We start from the raw sequence: 13,652 nt of genomic DNA on the forward strand, positions 1-13,652 counted from the left end.
GACACTGCTGGAGTTTTTCGATGGTGCAGTTTGCTGAAGGCTGTCTGTGGGAACAATTGACTCCGCAACGTCCGGTCAGCCCGGCCCTGAGCGGCGAGCGGAGCGCCGACGTGTGCATCATCGGCGCCGGGTTTACCGGTCTGTCGGCGGCGTTGCGCTTGCTGGAAGGCGGCAAATCGGTGTGCGTGGTCGAAGCGCATCAGGTCGGGCATGGCGGTTCCGGACGCAACGTCGGTCTGGTGAATGCCGGGACCTGGGTGGCGCCCGATCAGTTGGACAAGGTACTGGGCAGCGTCGAGGCCAGCCGACTGAATAGCGCATTGGGCGCGGCGCCGGCTCTGGTGTTCGCGACCATCGACCAGTACCGCATCGATTGTCAGGACACGCGCACCGGCAACCTGCACATGGCGCATAACGCCAAGGGCCTGGCTGACTTGCGCAGCCGTGCCGCACAGTGGCAGCGGCGCGGTGCCAACGTCGAATTACTGACCGGCAAACCCTGCGAAGACGCCTGTGGCACCGACAAGGTCAGCGGTGCGTTACTCGATCACCGCGCCGGCACGGTGAACCCGATGGCCTATGTCTCGGGCATGGCGCTCAACGTGGTGGCGCGGAGTGGGCAAGTGTTTGGCGATTCTCCTGTCAACGGCTTGCAACGCACCGCTGACGGCTGGAAGGTCTCTACTGCTGCCGGCAGTGTGCGCGCCGAGAAAGTGATCATCGCGTCCAATGCCTACACCGAAGGCGAATGGACCGATATCAAGGATCACATCTTCACGGGTTACTACTATCAGGTCGCTTCGCAGCCACTCAGCGGTGCCGAGCAGGCGCAGATTCTGCGCGGCGGGCAGGGTTCGTGGGATACGCGCACGGTGCTCAGCAACATTCGTCGTGATGCCCATGGGCGCCTGCTGCTGGGCAGCTTGGGTAACGCCGGCAATTATCCGCTGTGGTTCATTCGTCAGTGGGCGGATCGCGTCCAGCAGCATTACTTCCCGCAACTGGGCCGGGTCGAGTGGCAGAGCACCTGGACCGGGCGCATCGGCTTCACGCCTGACCACTTGTTGCGTCTCTTCGAACCTGCGCCAGGCTTGCTGGCGGCGACCGGTTTCAATGGTCGGGGGGTGACCACCGGAACGCTGGTGGGCAAATGCTTTGCCGATTACCTGCTGACTAACGATGCGACTGCACTGCCGATGAGTTTCTCAAGCGGCAAAAAGGTCTTGGGCAGTTCGCTGCGCAGCCTGGCCTACGACACGGGTTTCACCCTGTATCACGCCGGGCAATGCCTGCGCGTGGTGCTTTGAGCCGAGCGGGTTCAGCTCGTCCTGCTCTTGATGCGCAGCTCTGCACACAGTCCGCCCTGCGCCGAGTTGCGCAGGTGCAGGCTGCTTTCCAGTTTGCGCACGATCATGTCGACGATCGCCAGCCCCAGCCCTGCGCCATTGCTGTGACCCTGACTGTAAAAGCGTTCGAACAGGCGCGCCTTCTGTTGTTCGTCGATACCCGGCCCTGCGTCTTCGACTGACAGGTGTGCGCTGCCATCTTCCTGGGCGTGCAGGGCGACGCGAATCTCGCTGGCGGTCGGGGCGAAATTCAGCGCATTGGTCAGCAGGTTCTGCAGGGCAATGGTGATGGCTGCCGGGTCGCTGCGGATCACGCAATCCTCGCCTTCCTCAAACACCAGATCGACGCGCTTTTCCAGGGCCAGTGGCGTGAGTTCGGCCATCTCCTCGCGTACCAGCGTGTTCAGCTCGAAGGTCTGTAACTGGCTGACTTCAAGACGCGGTTCCAGGCGTGCCATGGTCAATAGCTGGCTGGCCAGGCGGGCGGCGCGATCGACGCCATGGACGAGGAAATCCAGTGCTTCCAGGCGTTGCTCCGGGGTTTCGGCCTGGCGCGCGTTCTGCGCGTGGATGCGCAGGATGGTCAGCGGTGTACGCAGTTCGTGGGCCGCGTCGGCGATAAAGCGTCGCTCGCGTTCCAGCACACTTTCGATCTGGGTCAGCAGACGATTGAGCGCGTACTGCATGGGCTCCAGTTCTTTGGGCAGGGGCGTTACATCAAGCGGTTCGAGGCTCTCGGCATCGCGTTTGCGGATGACTCTGGCCATCGCTTGCAGCGGGCGCAGGCCCCAGCCGATAGCCAGCCAGATCGCCACCACCAGCAGCGGCACACCGATCAGCGTCGGCCACAGCGTGTGACTGACAATGCGCTGAATCAGATCCTGGCGCACGTCATCGCGCTCACCCACCCAAATCAGAAAACCCTGCTGTGGATCGGCGAGGAGAAAGCCGCACCACTCGTGCCCGTTCTCGACCAGATCATGGGAGCCTTCGGTTGCCGGAGGTGCACTGAGCAGCGGCGCTTCGGCCGAGCGCACCAGCAGCTCGCCCGAGGTACGCCAGACCTGAAAGGTCAGCCGGGTTTCGTAGGGGTGGGCCACGCCGCTGGTGCCGACCCGGCTCATGGCCTGATCGAACGCCTGATACAGCTTGTCGAGGTCCTGCTCACCCGCTGCGCGCTGACGCAGCACACCTTGTAGCAGGCGTGCACTCTGGGCCAGCTGTGCATCGTAGACTTCTTCGATTTCGTGATGGCTGTCGCGCAGGGCGAGCAGGCTGATGGTCAGGTCGCCGAGCAGCAACAGCATCAGTACCGGGATCAGAATGCGCGCGCGTACCGAGGTCATGCCTTGAGCTCCAGCAGGTAGCCGACGCCGCGCACGGTACGGATCAGCTCGGTGGACAGCTTCTTGCGCAGGTTGTGAATCAGCACTTCCAGCGTGTTGCTTTCGACCTTGTCCTGCCAGCCGTACAGGGTATTGGACAAACGCTCGCGGGTGACCACTTTACCGGGGCGGATCATCAGTTGATGCAGCAACTGGTACTCCATCGGCGTCATCGGTACTTCGCTGCCCTTGAAGCTGACCTGTTGCGACGCCGGGTCGAGGCTGATGCCCGCGTGCTCCAGCAGCGGTTGCGCACGGCCCTGGCTGCGCCTGAGCAGGGCGCGGACCCGGGCTTTCAGTTCATCGACGTCGAATGGCTTGATCAGGTAGTCGTCCGCACCGGCATCCAGACCGGCAATACGGTCGGCAGTCCCGTCGCGCGCGGTCAGGATCAATACCGGCAGGGTGAGTGCTTCGGCGCGTAACTGGCGCAGCAGGTCCAGGCCATCCATGCGCGGCAATCCGAGGTCGAGCAGCAACAGGTCGAATGGCTCGCTGCGCAAAGCGTGCAGCGCGCTCAGTCCGTCCTCCAGCCAGTCGAGGGTATAGCCCTCGGTATTCAGGGCCACGCGGATGCCTTGACCAATGGCTCGATCATCCTCGACGAGAAGCAGGCGCATAGGGTTTGACCGGTGAGTGTGGGAAGAAGGGCGCCATGATGCCGTCAGCAGGCAGTAGCGCGAAGTGCCGTGTGTCCGGGAAGATGTTACGAGCTATTACGTATTAAGCTTTTCCTAAGATTCGTTTCGCACAGTAGGCGCTCCTTAACTGCTTGCGAGTATCTGTCATGCGTAAAGTCCTGCTGATTTCCCTGTGTCTGGCCAGCCCGCTGGCACTTGCCGGGCCGCAATGCACCACGGCTGACAAGTCCCAATGGCAGGATCAGGCCAAATTCCAGGAGCAGCTCAAGGCTCAGGGTTACGAGATCAGCAAATTCAAGGTGACTGACGGCAACTGCTACGAAATCTATGGTTTCGACAAGGACAAGCGCAAGGTCGAGATCTATCACGATCCGGTGACGGGTAAAGCGGTCAAGACCGAGACCAAGTAATGAGCCGTGTTTCCCTGCGCCTGTGGGACCCGCTGGTCAGGCTGTTTCACGTCTCGATCGCGGGTGTCTTCGTTGCCAATTATTTCTTCAATGAAGCAGGTGGCGACTGGCATATCTGGCTGGGCTATTACGCGGTTGCCTGGCTGGCGGTGCGCGTGGTGTGGGGATTCATCGGGCCGCGCAGCGCACGCTGGAGTGATTTCTGGCCACATCCGGCGCGCCTGCGTGCGCACATGCGCTCGCTGATCGACCGGCGGCCGATCCATCGGCTCGGCCATTCCCCGCTCGGCTCGCTGGTCATGGTACTCATGATGGTGCTGATCTTCGGCATGGGCCTGACCGGTTTTCTGATGGAAGAGGTCGATGCCTTGTGGGGCGCCGACTGGCCGCAGGACATCCATGAAATTCTCGCCAACACCTTGTGTGCCCTGGTGGTGCTGCACATGACCGCCGCCATCTTCGAAAGCTTTCAGGTGCGTGACAACCTGCCCCTGTCGATGCTGACTGGCAAACGACGTCCGTTGCCCGAAGATCGCCATCGCTGAAACCACACCTTTGTTCCTCTTTACAGTGATGCCTCCCGATGCGTGTTATTTCCCGAAACCTTGCTGCATGGAGCGCAGGCCTGATTGTTGTGGCGATTTTTCTCAGTGCGTGGCTCAGCCATCCACAGCACCGTATTGCGCCCTTTGCGGTAAGCCCCGCGCCAGTTGGCGCTGAGAGCGTGGCGCCCAAGGCGTCCTATATGTCGCGTTTCGCGTCTTCCGACCTGGACGACTTCGTGCATTCCTCAGCCGTGACAGCGTTGCCCGGCGGCGACCTGATGTCGGTATGGTTCGCCGGTTCTCGCGAAGGGGCGGGCGACGTTGAAATACGCACCTCGCGCTTCGATGCGGCCAGTGGCGAGTGGGGCGGCGAGCAGGTGCTGGCAACCCGTGAGTCCACCCAGTCGGGGACCGGCAAATACATCCGCAAGCTGGGCAATCCGGTGATCGCCCTGGCTCCGGACAATCGCCTGTGGCTGTTCTACGTTTCAGTTTCGGTCGGCGGCTGGGCGGGCAGTACGGTCAACGCCATGGTCTCCAGCGACATGGGAGCCAGCTGGTCGCCGCCGTGGCAACTGGTGACAACGCCGTTTCTGAACATCAGTACGCTGGTGCGCGGCGCGCCGGTGTTTCATGCCGACGGTTCGATCGGCCTGCCGGTCTATCACGAGTTTCTCGGCAAGTTTGCCGAATACCTGTACCTGAGCGCCGACGGTGAAGTGATCGACAAGTTTCGCATCAGCCGTGGCAACAATTCCCTGCAGCCCACTGTGGTGCCTTTGGATGGGCAGCGCGCCGTGGCCTTGTTGCGCTATGCCGGCGAGACGTTCCACCGGGTGCTGGCCAGCCGCACCGAAGACGGCGGGCAGAGCTGGAGCGAGCCGTATCCGCTGACCCCGAGCAACCCCAACTCTTCGCTGGCTGCGGTCGGTGTGCCGGGCAGGGGGCTGCTGGTGGCGCTCAATGACCTGCGCGAGGGGCGCTTCAAGCTCAGCCTGTACGGCACTGACGAGGAGATGAACGTCTGGAGGCCCTTGATGGATTTCGACAAGTCGCCCGATCCGCTGGGCACGCCGTTTACCCTCGAGGCGTACAAGGAGGTGATCGGCGAGGGCTTCCGCAGTTCCAGTGGCGCACTGCGTCAACCGATGGAAGAGGCGTTTCTGAGCAATCTTGACCAACGCGTCTGCTCGCCCCAGGGCTGCGACTTCGAATACGAATACCCGTACTTCATCCGTAGCCCGGACGGCCTGTATCACCTGGTCTACTCATGGAATAACACCTTCATCAAGCATGTCAGCTTCAACGAGGCCTGGCTGGCGGAGCAACTTTTATGATCGCTTTGGGATTGGCTCATCTGGCGTTTGCCTGGACCCTGTTTGTACTGTTGGCGCCCTTGACCGCATCGTTATGGTGGCGCTGCGGACTGCTGGCCGCCGCCTCGCTTTTGAGTGTGATCTCGATCGACGGGCTGTCGATGGCGTCCTATGCCCGTAGCCTGACCGATGACCTGGCCATCAGCAGTCTAGTGCTGCTGGGCTGGCTGACCCTGCAGCGACTGGGGGTGCTCAAGCCACTGGCCGTGTCCAGGCGCGGGGTGATGCTGTTGGTGTTCGCTGCGCTGGCACTGACCCTGTACCCGGCTACGCTGGGTCTGACGTATTTCGATCCGTATCGCTGGGGCTACAACCCAAGGCCGATGATCATGATTGTCGCTGTCATCGCATTGGGACTGGTCTTTATGCGCAATGCGCTGGCCGCCGTGATGCTCAGCGCTGCGACGCTGGCCTTCACTTTCCGCATCAAGCCATCGGAAAATTATTGGGATTACCTGATCGATCCGCTGCTTGGCCTTTACTGTTGTGGGGCCTTGCTGATCCTGGCTGTCCGTTTTGTTTATCGCCGTGCAATGGAGACGCGCCGTCCGGCCGCTCTGTCTGTCGGCAATGTCTAGAGGAATGACGATGAGTTGGTTGCAATCGCGACGCCTGCATTATTGGCTGGGCGCGGTCATGGTGGTGTTCCTGCTGTCGGCGTTGCTGAGAGGTGTGTTCTTCTACGGGTTTTCCGGCATTGAACCGGGCACGCTGTTCACGCATGGCGAAGTCGCACAGACGCTGGGCATCGGCTTGCGCTTCGACTTGCGCCTGGCGCTGCTGATACTGCTGCCGATCGCGCTGCTGCTCTGGTTGCCGGGCTGGAACCTGATCAGCGTGCGTGCCTTGCGCTGGCTGGCGCGAGGCTATCTGATCGTGGCGCTGGCGATCCTGACGATGATTTACATCGTCGATTTCGGCCATTACGCCTATCTCGGGGTCAGGCTCAACGCCAGCGTGCTGCGCTATCTGGAGGATGCGCAGATTTCCCGGGACATGCTCTGGCAGACCTATCCGGTGTTGTGGATCACTGCCGGCTGGCTGCTCACGGTCGCAGTGCTTGGCTGGGTATTGATCAGGCTTGAGCGTGTCACCCTGGACCGTGAGGCCAGGCCAATCAAACGCGGGTCCGTGGTCTGGGGTTCGGCGCTGATGGTCTGTGCAACCTTTCTCGGCCTGTTGGGCCGGGTCGAGAATCTCAATCTGGAAAACCCGGTACCGCTGCGCTGGAGCGATGCGTTCTTCTCCGGTAACAGTCAGGTGGCGGCGCTGGGACTCAACCCGGCGTTGTTCCTGTACGACACGCTCAAGGTCTCGCAGTCGAACTTCGATGAACCCCAGGTGCGTAAGCACTATGAACAGGTCGCGCGTTATCTGGGCGTCCCCCAGCCAGACGTGCAGGGGTTGAGTTTCAAACGTCACCAGACCGTGCAGCCATACCGGCTGCCGGGCGAGCGACCGCCGAATGTCATGTTCGTCATGCTCGAATCGCTGGGCACCAGTGCCGTCGGCGCCTACGGCAACCCGCTGAACCCGACGCCGAACCTGGACCATCTGGCCACTCAAAGCTGGTTCTTCAAGCACTTTTACGTGCCGGTTACCGGCACCGCGAAAACGGTCTGGGCGAGCATCACCGGGGTGCCCGACGTGACCCGGCAGGAGACCGCCACGCGCCATCCGATGCTCACCCGGCAAAACACCATCATCAACGACTTCAAGGGGTACGAGAAGCTGTACATGATTGGTGGCAATTCCGGCTGGGCCAACATGAACGCCCTGATCCGTCGCAGTATCGATGACGTACGTCTCTACGACGAGCGCGACTGGAAGTCACCGCAGGTAGATGTCTGGGGGATTTCCGACCTTGATCTGTTCAAGGAGAGCGACCGGATCCTGCGTGCGTTGCCAGCCGACAAACCGTTCTTTGCCTACGTGCAGACCGCGGGCAATCACCGGCCGTTTACCATTCCACAGGACAACGACGGTTTTCAGGTCAGTGACAAGACCGTGGAGCAGGTCCAGGCCGCCGGTTCGCGCAGCGTGGAGCAGTACAACGCCGTGCGCCTGCTGGATTTCAACATCGGACGGTTAATGGAACTGGCCAAGGCGGGCGGTTACTACGAAAACACCATCTTCGTGCTGTTTGGCGATCACAACACGCGGATCAGCCAGATCCCGCACATGGCGCCAGCGTTCGAGCAACTGGGCCTGGAGAGCAACAACGTCCCGCTGTTGATTCACGCCCCTGGCCTGCTGGGCACACGGGTCGTCGACGAAGCGGTCGGCCTCGCCGATCTGTTGCCGACACTGGCGGGGATGGCCGGGATGGACTTCACCAGCGGCACCATGGGCCGTGACATTCAGCAGGCGGCTCCGGAAGGTGAACGTGTGGTGCCGCTGGTACTGCGCGAAGGTACGTTCCCGCTGATCGGCGGTGTCACGCGCAACTACCTGCTGCAAATGGAGCACGACGGCAGTTCGCCAACGCTCCACGACCTGTCTTCCCCCACGCCGCTGGACAACGTTGCCGAACAGAACCCGCAAGAGTTCGAACGGCTGCGCGACCTGACCCGCGGTCTGCATGAAACCTCGCGCATGATGCTGTATCAGAACGTGCGTTGACGGAGAGAGCCGGCTTTATTCAGGGGCACACGCGAGCCGCCGGTCGAGTCGGTGGCTTGCGTGAGGATGGCATCGCAATTAGATGATGTTAAAGTGCTTGCTCCTGTGAACCGCGCGCGCACCAAACGCGTATAGGGCTCGGTTCTCGACTATCGTCTTTAGTTGAGCGCGTATTTCGCGGGGAGTGGTAGACCGTCGTCTTGTAACCCTGACTCTTTTTCTTTATGGATTGTGGTATTTCATCGCAAACGCAGGAAAAAACTGTCAGATTTTGCTCTGAATCTGTATTTTGGCGGCCTGTTTTCGCTCGGATGCGTTTTCTGCCCATTGCACACTCAAGAGCCTTCCTGGATGCCGGCAAGTTTTTCATCTGTTACCCCGCCGAAACTGCTTGATGCACTGCGTGCTGAGACGAGTCAGTTGCACGTCAGGCTTGAAAAACGCATGCCATTTTTTTCATCCGCTCTGGATCGCGCCCATTACCTGCGCCTGCTTCAGGCTTACTACGGTTTTTATGCACCGCTTGAAGCGATCCTGCATGCCAGTGCCTTGATCCCCGCGGAGCTTATCCCGATCGAGAGGGTCAAAACCCCTGTGCTGGTCGAGGATTTGCGTGCGTTGGGGCTGTCCGATTATGACATTGGCCAATTGCCCCGCTGCGAACAGTTACCCGCTGTTGATTCTCCCGGCGCCTGTATGGGGGTGATGTATGTGCTGGAAGGGGCGACATTGGGCGGGCAAGTGTTGCGACGCGAAATAAACAAGCGTCTGGGCCTGGATGAGCAAAGTGGAACGGCCTTTCTCGATGTGTACGGTGCCCGCACCGGACCTCGCTGGAAAGCGTTTCTTGATCATCTGGATGAAGTACCCCGAGAAGTTGCCTTTACTGATGCCGCCGCTTTTGCAGCGCACTCCACATTTGCATGTTTCGAGCACTGGCTCGAGGGTCAAGAGGTACTGTTATGAGCCAACTCGACAAAGATGCCTTTGAAGTCCTCCTGGCCAATTGTGCGGATGAGCCCATTCAGTTTCCCGGCGCCATTCAACCTCATGGCCTGCTGTTCACCCTGACAGAGCCCGAGCTGACGATCCTGCAAGTCAGTGCCAATGTGCAGACCGTGCTGGGCCATGTGCCCGAGCAGGTGCTCGGCAAGGGGCTGGACTGTGTGCTGGGCGCTGGCTGGGCCGACGTGATCCGAAGCGCCAGTGCTCATGATTCGTTCATCGACGCGCAACGCCTGCTGATGTCGATCAACGGCATCGAGTTCGAAGCCTTGCTGCACCGCCATCAGGGCGTTCTGGTTCTGGAGCTCGAAATTCAGGGCAAGGATGCGCAATCGGTCAGTTATTCCGAGCGCACCGGCAACATGGGGCGCATGTTGCGTCAACTGCACGCTGCGAGTGATCTGCAGACCCTGTATGAAGTCAGCGTTCGCGAGATCCAGAAAATGACCGGTTACGACCGGGTGCTGATCTACCGTTTCGAAGAGGAGGGCCATGGTCAGGTGATCGCCGAAGCATCGGCGCCAAGCATGGAACTCTTCAACGGTCTGTTCTTCCCGGCATCGGACATTCCCGAGCAGGCGCGCGAACTCTATCGCCGCAACTGGCTGCGCATTATTCCCGATGCCGATTACACCCCGGTGCCCCTGGTGCCTCAACTGCGCCCGGACACTCAGCAGCAGCTTGACCTGAGTTTTTCGACGTTGCGCAGTGTTTCACCGATCCACTGCCAGTACATGAAGAACATGGGCGTGCTGTCATCCATGAGTGTGTCGCTGATTCAGGGCGGCAAGTTGTGGGGATTGATCAGTTGCGGCAACCGCACGCCGCTGTACGTGTCCCACGAACTGCGCAGTGCCTGCCAGGCGATCGGCCAAGTGCTGTCCCTGCAGATCAGCGCCATGGAAGCGCTGGAAATAAGCCGTCAGCGAGAGGCGAAGGTCAGGGCGCTCGAGCAATTGAATCTGGCCATGGCCGGGTCCGAAGAAAACGTCTTCGATGGCCTGGCGCAGCAACCACAGTTGTTGATGGATATGGTGGGCGCAACCGGCGTCGCCATCATCGAAGACCGGCAAACGCATTGTTTCGGCATCTGCCCTGAGCCGTCCGACATACGTGCATTGCATGCCTGGATGATCGCTGGTGGCGAACCAGTGTATGCCAGTCATCATCTATCCAGTGTCTATGCGCCTGCCGAGGCTTATCAGCCAATCGCCAGCGGTGTGTTGGCGATGAGCCTGCCAAAGCCGGTCGACAACGGTGTTATCTGGTTTCGTCCCGAGGTCAAGGAAACGGTTCAGTGGAGCGGTAATCCGAAAAAACCACTGGATATGGAGAGCTCGGCAGGCGGCATGCGTCTTCGGCCGCGCACCTCGTTTGAGATCTGGAAGGTCGAGATGACCGGGATCGCTACGAAGTGGAGCTATGGCGACGTGTTCGCTGCCAATGACCTGCGCCGCTCCGCGCTGGAAAACGACCTTGCCCGTCAGGTGCGCAGGGAGCAGCAGGCTGTTCGCGCCCGCGACGAACTGGTAGCGGTTGTGTCCCATGACTTGCGTAACCCTATGACGGTCATTTCCATGCTCTGCGGGATGATGCAGAAATCGTTCAGCTCCGATGGGCCGCATACGTCGCGACGTATCTCCACGGCAATCGATACCATGCAGCAAGCGGCCAGCCGCATGAATGTGTTGCTGGAAGACCTGCTCGACACCTCGAAAATCGAAGCAGGCCGTTACACGATTACGCCGCAGCCGCTGGAAGTCAGCCAGATATTCGAGGAGGCCTATACCTTGCTGGCCCCGCTGGCGATGGATAAATCCGTCGAAATTTCCTTCAACGCCGAGCCGGATATCAAGGTCAATGCTGACCCGGAGCGCCTGTTCCAGGTGCTGTCCAACCTGGTTGGCAACGCTATCAAATTCACCCCGAAACTGGGCAAGATCGACGTGTCAGCCATGTCCAACGGCTCCGAAATCGTGTTCACCGTGCGGGACTCCGGCGAGGGTATCCCTCCCGAGCAGTTGCCGCATATCTTCGAACGCTACTGGACCGTCAAGGAAGGCAACCCGACCGGCACCGGCCTGGGCCTTTACATCTCCCAGGGCATCGTCAAGGCCCATGGTGGAGAACTGGTAGCGCAAAGCCGGGTGGGCGAGGGCAGCGAGTTCCGCTTCACGGTGCCCATGGCAGTTTGATCGCTTGCTCAGGCTTGCAGTGAGTTTCAGCTCAAGCCTGAGTCGCATCAGCCCTGATACCAGTGGGTAGCCTTTTCGATGTATTCAACCTTTGCTGGAAGTACCTCGCGCAGGAAGGCGAGGTACTTGTCCATCAATGCCTTGCTGGGAAAGCGCGCGGCGAAGCCGGTGGTGATATCGTCGCAATGGATAATGACCATAAGGCGTTTGTGATCGACCGTGACAAATTCGTGCAGTTGCCATGGTGCGGTTTGTCGATGGTGGACAGGGTTTTCCCAATTCAGCAGTTTGATGGCGGCGATGAAGGCCATCGCCACCGGGCCGACCAGAAAGAGCAACGATCCGGTCATGACGGCGACGAGTCCGAATACCAGCATGACGAAAATGGCGATGCCTTTGAAGAAGCTTGAGGCGAAGTCGGGGTAGTGGAGGTAATACTCGACTGTGGCTCCATCGGTTTTCAGGGTGTAGTTGAAGATGGTTTTTTGGCGGATGAGCAGGCCTACGAAATAGGCAAGAATGCCGGCGAGCGCTAATATCGTACCTACTAGTAAATGAGGTGTTTCTAAAAACGGTTTCCAGCCTCCCCAAATATAAAGTGAGCTCGCAGCTAAGTAAAGTGTGATAAATATGGATTGTATGATCATTATTTCTTTAGGCGAGCTAGCAAGTGTTTTGATTTTCCAGTTCATAACATCTTTACCTTGTGGCAAGGCTGAGATTTTTTCCTGTGGGTTCATAGCGGCCTGCTTCCTGCAACTTCAAGTGTTAAGGTTTCAGCCCTGCTTAACGCTTTTACTTCAAGTTCGACAGCAGCCAAACCATCACTCTCGGTGTCGCCTCTTGTGCCCAGCTCTATCTGAAACAGATAGCCTCGATCCTCCTCGCCAGGATGTATCAGATTGGTGGGGTACCAGATTTGTAGCTCAAGATATGTTGCGTTATTGTCGAGCGGCACCCAGGTTTCCCAGATGAGGTCTTCGTCTTCAGGCGGCATGAGAGGATAGGTGAAGTCTTCACTTGCTTTGCCAGTAGGCTCGTTGGTAAGGATCTTGAATTGCTCCACTCTCCTGAATTGCCCGCGATTCAGAAAGTCGTCATGTATTGGTCGGTCTATTTTTTCTACAGGTAATAGCCCCCATGGTCGTTTGCTGCTAATGACGTTGAAATGCAAGGAGGTTCCACGTACCAGACTTGGTAGACGCACTTGTACTCCTGCGCCATTTTGCACAGCTACCCTCATGTAATCACCTTTTCCAAGGTAACGGTCTTCGTAATGTACGGTGCTTTTTACATAAACTTCAGGGGATAGTTGGATTTCCAGTAATGCCTGTATTTCTTCATACTCACCCTTGGCCGTTTCGGGATGACGGAAGTCTACGGTTTTCGACCAGCAACACCTACGTAGCCACCAGCCTACACCGTCTTGTTTGAAATAGTTTAAAGCTATTGTAGTGAAAAGATAAATAAAGCCGGTTACTAGCAAGACAACACTTAACCATGAGCTCATTGCGATAGTTGTAATTGTGCTAGCGGGGGATATTCCTGCCGCTAACTGAACTGTCGAAGCCGCCCCCATTACGAATACAGAGGCGCCCTTTACGCTGAGTGCAGTTTTTTCTTCTAATGTTCTAGCTGCGTCAAAGTCTTCAAGAACATCTTTCAACTCTAACGTGGCCGCCGCTATCCCAAACGCCCCCATCGCCACCATCGAACCTCTAAACTCCCTTATCGCATCCCCCCAAACCGCATTACCCCGTGCTTTCCAGTAAGCCGCCGATTTATCGAGAATGCCTATGTTATAGCCGCCAATAGAAAGGGGCTTCGCATCCCTGATAACCGCCCACGGTGCTTCAACAAACACCGCCATTAACAGGTTAAAGCTATACCCCAACCCATACGTCACCTTGCCGATGTCCTTGGTGCTGAAGTCTCCATCCCGAGTAAGGTCGCGATAAGTGAAGGCGGTGTTGATGAAGTTGAGCATGATCACGCCCCAGGTGATCGAACCGGCAATCCCTCCCAGTCCATCGAGCCAGCGCTTGGCGCTGCTCAGCCAGTCTTTGGCGATGGCTTTGCCGGACTGGAAGTGCAGGCGAATTTCGTCCTGCAACTGCTTGGCGTATT

General features: G+C 58.8%; 12 protein-coding genes. 8 read left to right on the forward strand and 4 right to left on the reverse strand.

All coding sequences use genetic code 11. The features are described 5' to 3' along the window. Window positions 1-20 precede the first annotated feature (20 nt). The gene (locus tag LIX91_RS22905) at window positions 21-1,307 is read left to right on the forward strand and encodes an NAD(P)/FAD-dependent oxidoreductase (protein ID WP_226489215.1); all 1,287 of its coding nucleotides are present in this window, start codon (window positions 21-23) and stop codon (window positions 1,305-1,307) included. Between the two features lie 11 nt (window positions 1,308-1,318). Here the strand turns inward: LIX91_RS22905 and LIX91_RS22910 are convergent, their stop codons facing one another. Together LIX91_RS22910 and LIX91_RS22915 are read right to left on the reverse strand one after the other, a co-directional pair. Next, window positions 1,319-2,692: a sensor histidine kinase gene (locus LIX91_RS22910; RefSeq protein ID WP_010413249.1), complete on the reverse strand. Its 1,374-nt coding sequence runs from the start codon at window positions 2,690-2,692 to the stop codon at window positions 1,319-1,321. Further along, entirely contained in the window at window positions 2,689-3,351 is a 663-nt protein-coding gene (locus tag LIX91_RS22915) for a response regulator (RefSeq protein ID WP_003412541.1), read from the reverse strand. The genes LIX91_RS22910 and LIX91_RS22915 overlap by 4 nt, the downstream gene beginning before the upstream one ends. A gap of 167 nt (window positions 3,352-3,518) precedes the next feature. Between LIX91_RS22915 and LIX91_RS22920 the strand changes: the two genes are divergently transcribed. The 7 genes from LIX91_RS22920 (at window position 3,519) to LIX91_RS22950 (ending at window position 11,525) form a co-directional block, all read left to right on the forward strand. Further along, window positions 3,519-3,782 carry a PepSY domain-containing protein gene (locus LIX91_RS22920; RefSeq protein WP_003349279.1) on the forward strand — a complete coding sequence of 88 codons (264 nt, stop codon included), beginning with the start codon at window positions 3,519-3,521 and terminating at the stop codon, window positions 3,780-3,782. Beyond that, the gene (locus LIX91_RS22925) at window positions 3,782-4,327 is read left to right on the forward strand and encodes a cytochrome b/b6 domain-containing protein (RefSeq protein ID WP_100073018.1); all 546 of its coding nucleotides are present in this window, start codon (window positions 3,782-3,784) and stop codon (window positions 4,325-4,327) included. Before LIX91_RS22920 ends, LIX91_RS22925 begins: the two co-directional genes overlap by 1 nt. A 38-nt stretch (window positions 4,328-4,365) precedes the next feature. Beyond that, entirely contained in the window at window positions 4,366-5,664 is a 1,299-nt protein-coding gene (locus LIX91_RS22930) for a sialidase family protein (protein ID WP_100073017.1), read from the forward strand. Beyond that, entirely contained in the window at window positions 5,661-6,281 is a 621-nt protein-coding gene (locus LIX91_RS22935) for a hypothetical protein (protein ID WP_100073016.1), read from the forward strand. Before LIX91_RS22930 ends, LIX91_RS22935 begins: the two co-directional genes overlap by 4 nt. 10 nt (window positions 6,282-6,291) lie before the next feature. Next, window positions 6,292-8,325, forward strand: coding sequence for an LTA synthase family protein (locus LIX91_RS22940; RefSeq protein ID WP_226489216.1), 2,034 nt, complete (start codon window positions 6,292-6,294; stop codon window positions 8,323-8,325). 351 nt (window positions 8,326-8,676) lie between these two features. Next, the gene (locus LIX91_RS22945) at window positions 8,677-9,291 is read left to right on the forward strand and encodes a biliverdin-producing heme oxygenase (RefSeq protein WP_153221540.1); all 615 of its coding nucleotides are present in this window, start codon (window positions 8,677-8,679) and stop codon (window positions 9,289-9,291) included. After that, window positions 9,288-11,525, forward strand: a complete 2,238-nt coding sequence (locus LIX91_RS22950; protein ID WP_153221541.1) for an ATP-binding protein — start codon at window positions 9,288-9,290, stop codon at window positions 11,523-11,525. Before LIX91_RS22945 ends, LIX91_RS22950 begins: the two co-directional genes overlap by 4 nt. A 47-nt stretch (window positions 11,526-11,572) precedes the next feature. Here LIX91_RS22950 and LIX91_RS22955 read toward each other — a convergent pair whose 3' ends face one another. Together LIX91_RS22955 and LIX91_RS22960 are read right to left on the reverse strand one after the other, a co-directional pair. Further along, window positions 11,573-12,265 carry a permease gene (locus LIX91_RS22955; protein WP_226489217.1) on the reverse strand — a complete coding sequence of 231 codons (693 nt, stop codon included), beginning with the start codon at window positions 12,263-12,265 and terminating at the stop codon, window positions 11,573-11,575. Beyond that, window positions 12,262-13,652, reverse strand: a 1,391-nt coding sequence (locus tag LIX91_RS22960; RefSeq protein WP_226489218.1) for a hypothetical protein, incomplete at its 5' end; no start/stop codon positions are given. The genes LIX91_RS22955 and LIX91_RS22960, both read right to left, overlap by 4 nt.

The organism is Pseudomonas sp. B20, from assembly GCF_020515755.1.
Taxonomy (GTDB): Bacteria; Pseudomonadota; Gammaproteobacteria; order Pseudomonadales; family Pseudomonadaceae; genus Aquipseudomonas; species Aquipseudomonas syringae.

What these genes read in the sequence shown, in the direction of transcription:
- LIX91_RS22905 (WP_226489215.1), top strand. Translation starts at nt 21, where the DNA reads ATGGTGCAGTTTGCTGAAGGCTGTCTGTGGGAACAATTGACTCCGCAA.
- LIX91_RS22910 (WP_010413249.1), bottom strand. Translation starts at nt 2,692, where the DNA reads ATGACCTCGGTACGCGCGCGCATTCTGATCCCGGTACTGATGCTGTTG.
- LIX91_RS22915 (WP_003412541.1), bottom strand. Translation starts at nt 3,351, where the DNA reads ATGCGCCTGCTTCTCGTCGAGGATGATCGAGCCATTGGTCAAGGCATC.
- LIX91_RS22920 (WP_003349279.1), top strand. Translation starts at nt 3,519, where the DNA reads ATGCGTAAAGTCCTGCTGATTTCCCTGTGTCTGGCCAGCCCGCTGGCA.
- LIX91_RS22925 (WP_100073018.1), top strand. Translation starts at nt 3,782, where the DNA reads ATGAGCCGTGTTTCCCTGCGCCTGTGGGACCCGCTGGTCAGGCTGTTT.
- LIX91_RS22930 (WP_100073017.1), top strand. Translation starts at nt 4,366, where the DNA reads ATGCGTGTTATTTCCCGAAACCTTGCTGCATGGAGCGCAGGCCTGATT.
- LIX91_RS22935 (WP_100073016.1), top strand. Translation starts at nt 5,661, where the DNA reads ATGATCGCTTTGGGATTGGCTCATCTGGCGTTTGCCTGGACCCTGTTT.
- LIX91_RS22940 (WP_226489216.1), top strand. Translation starts at nt 6,292, where the DNA reads ATGAGTTGGTTGCAATCGCGACGCCTGCATTATTGGCTGGGCGCGGTC.
- LIX91_RS22945 (WP_153221540.1), top strand. Translation starts at nt 8,677, where the DNA reads ATGCCGGCAAGTTTTTCATCTGTTACCCCGCCGAAACTGCTTGATGCA.
- LIX91_RS22950 (WP_153221541.1), top strand. Translation starts at nt 9,288, where the DNA reads ATGAGCCAACTCGACAAAGATGCCTTTGAAGTCCTCCTGGCCAATTGT.
- LIX91_RS22955 (WP_226489217.1), bottom strand. Translation starts at nt 12,265, where the DNA reads ATGAACCCACAGGAAAAAATCTCAGCCTTGCCACAAGGTAAAGATGTT.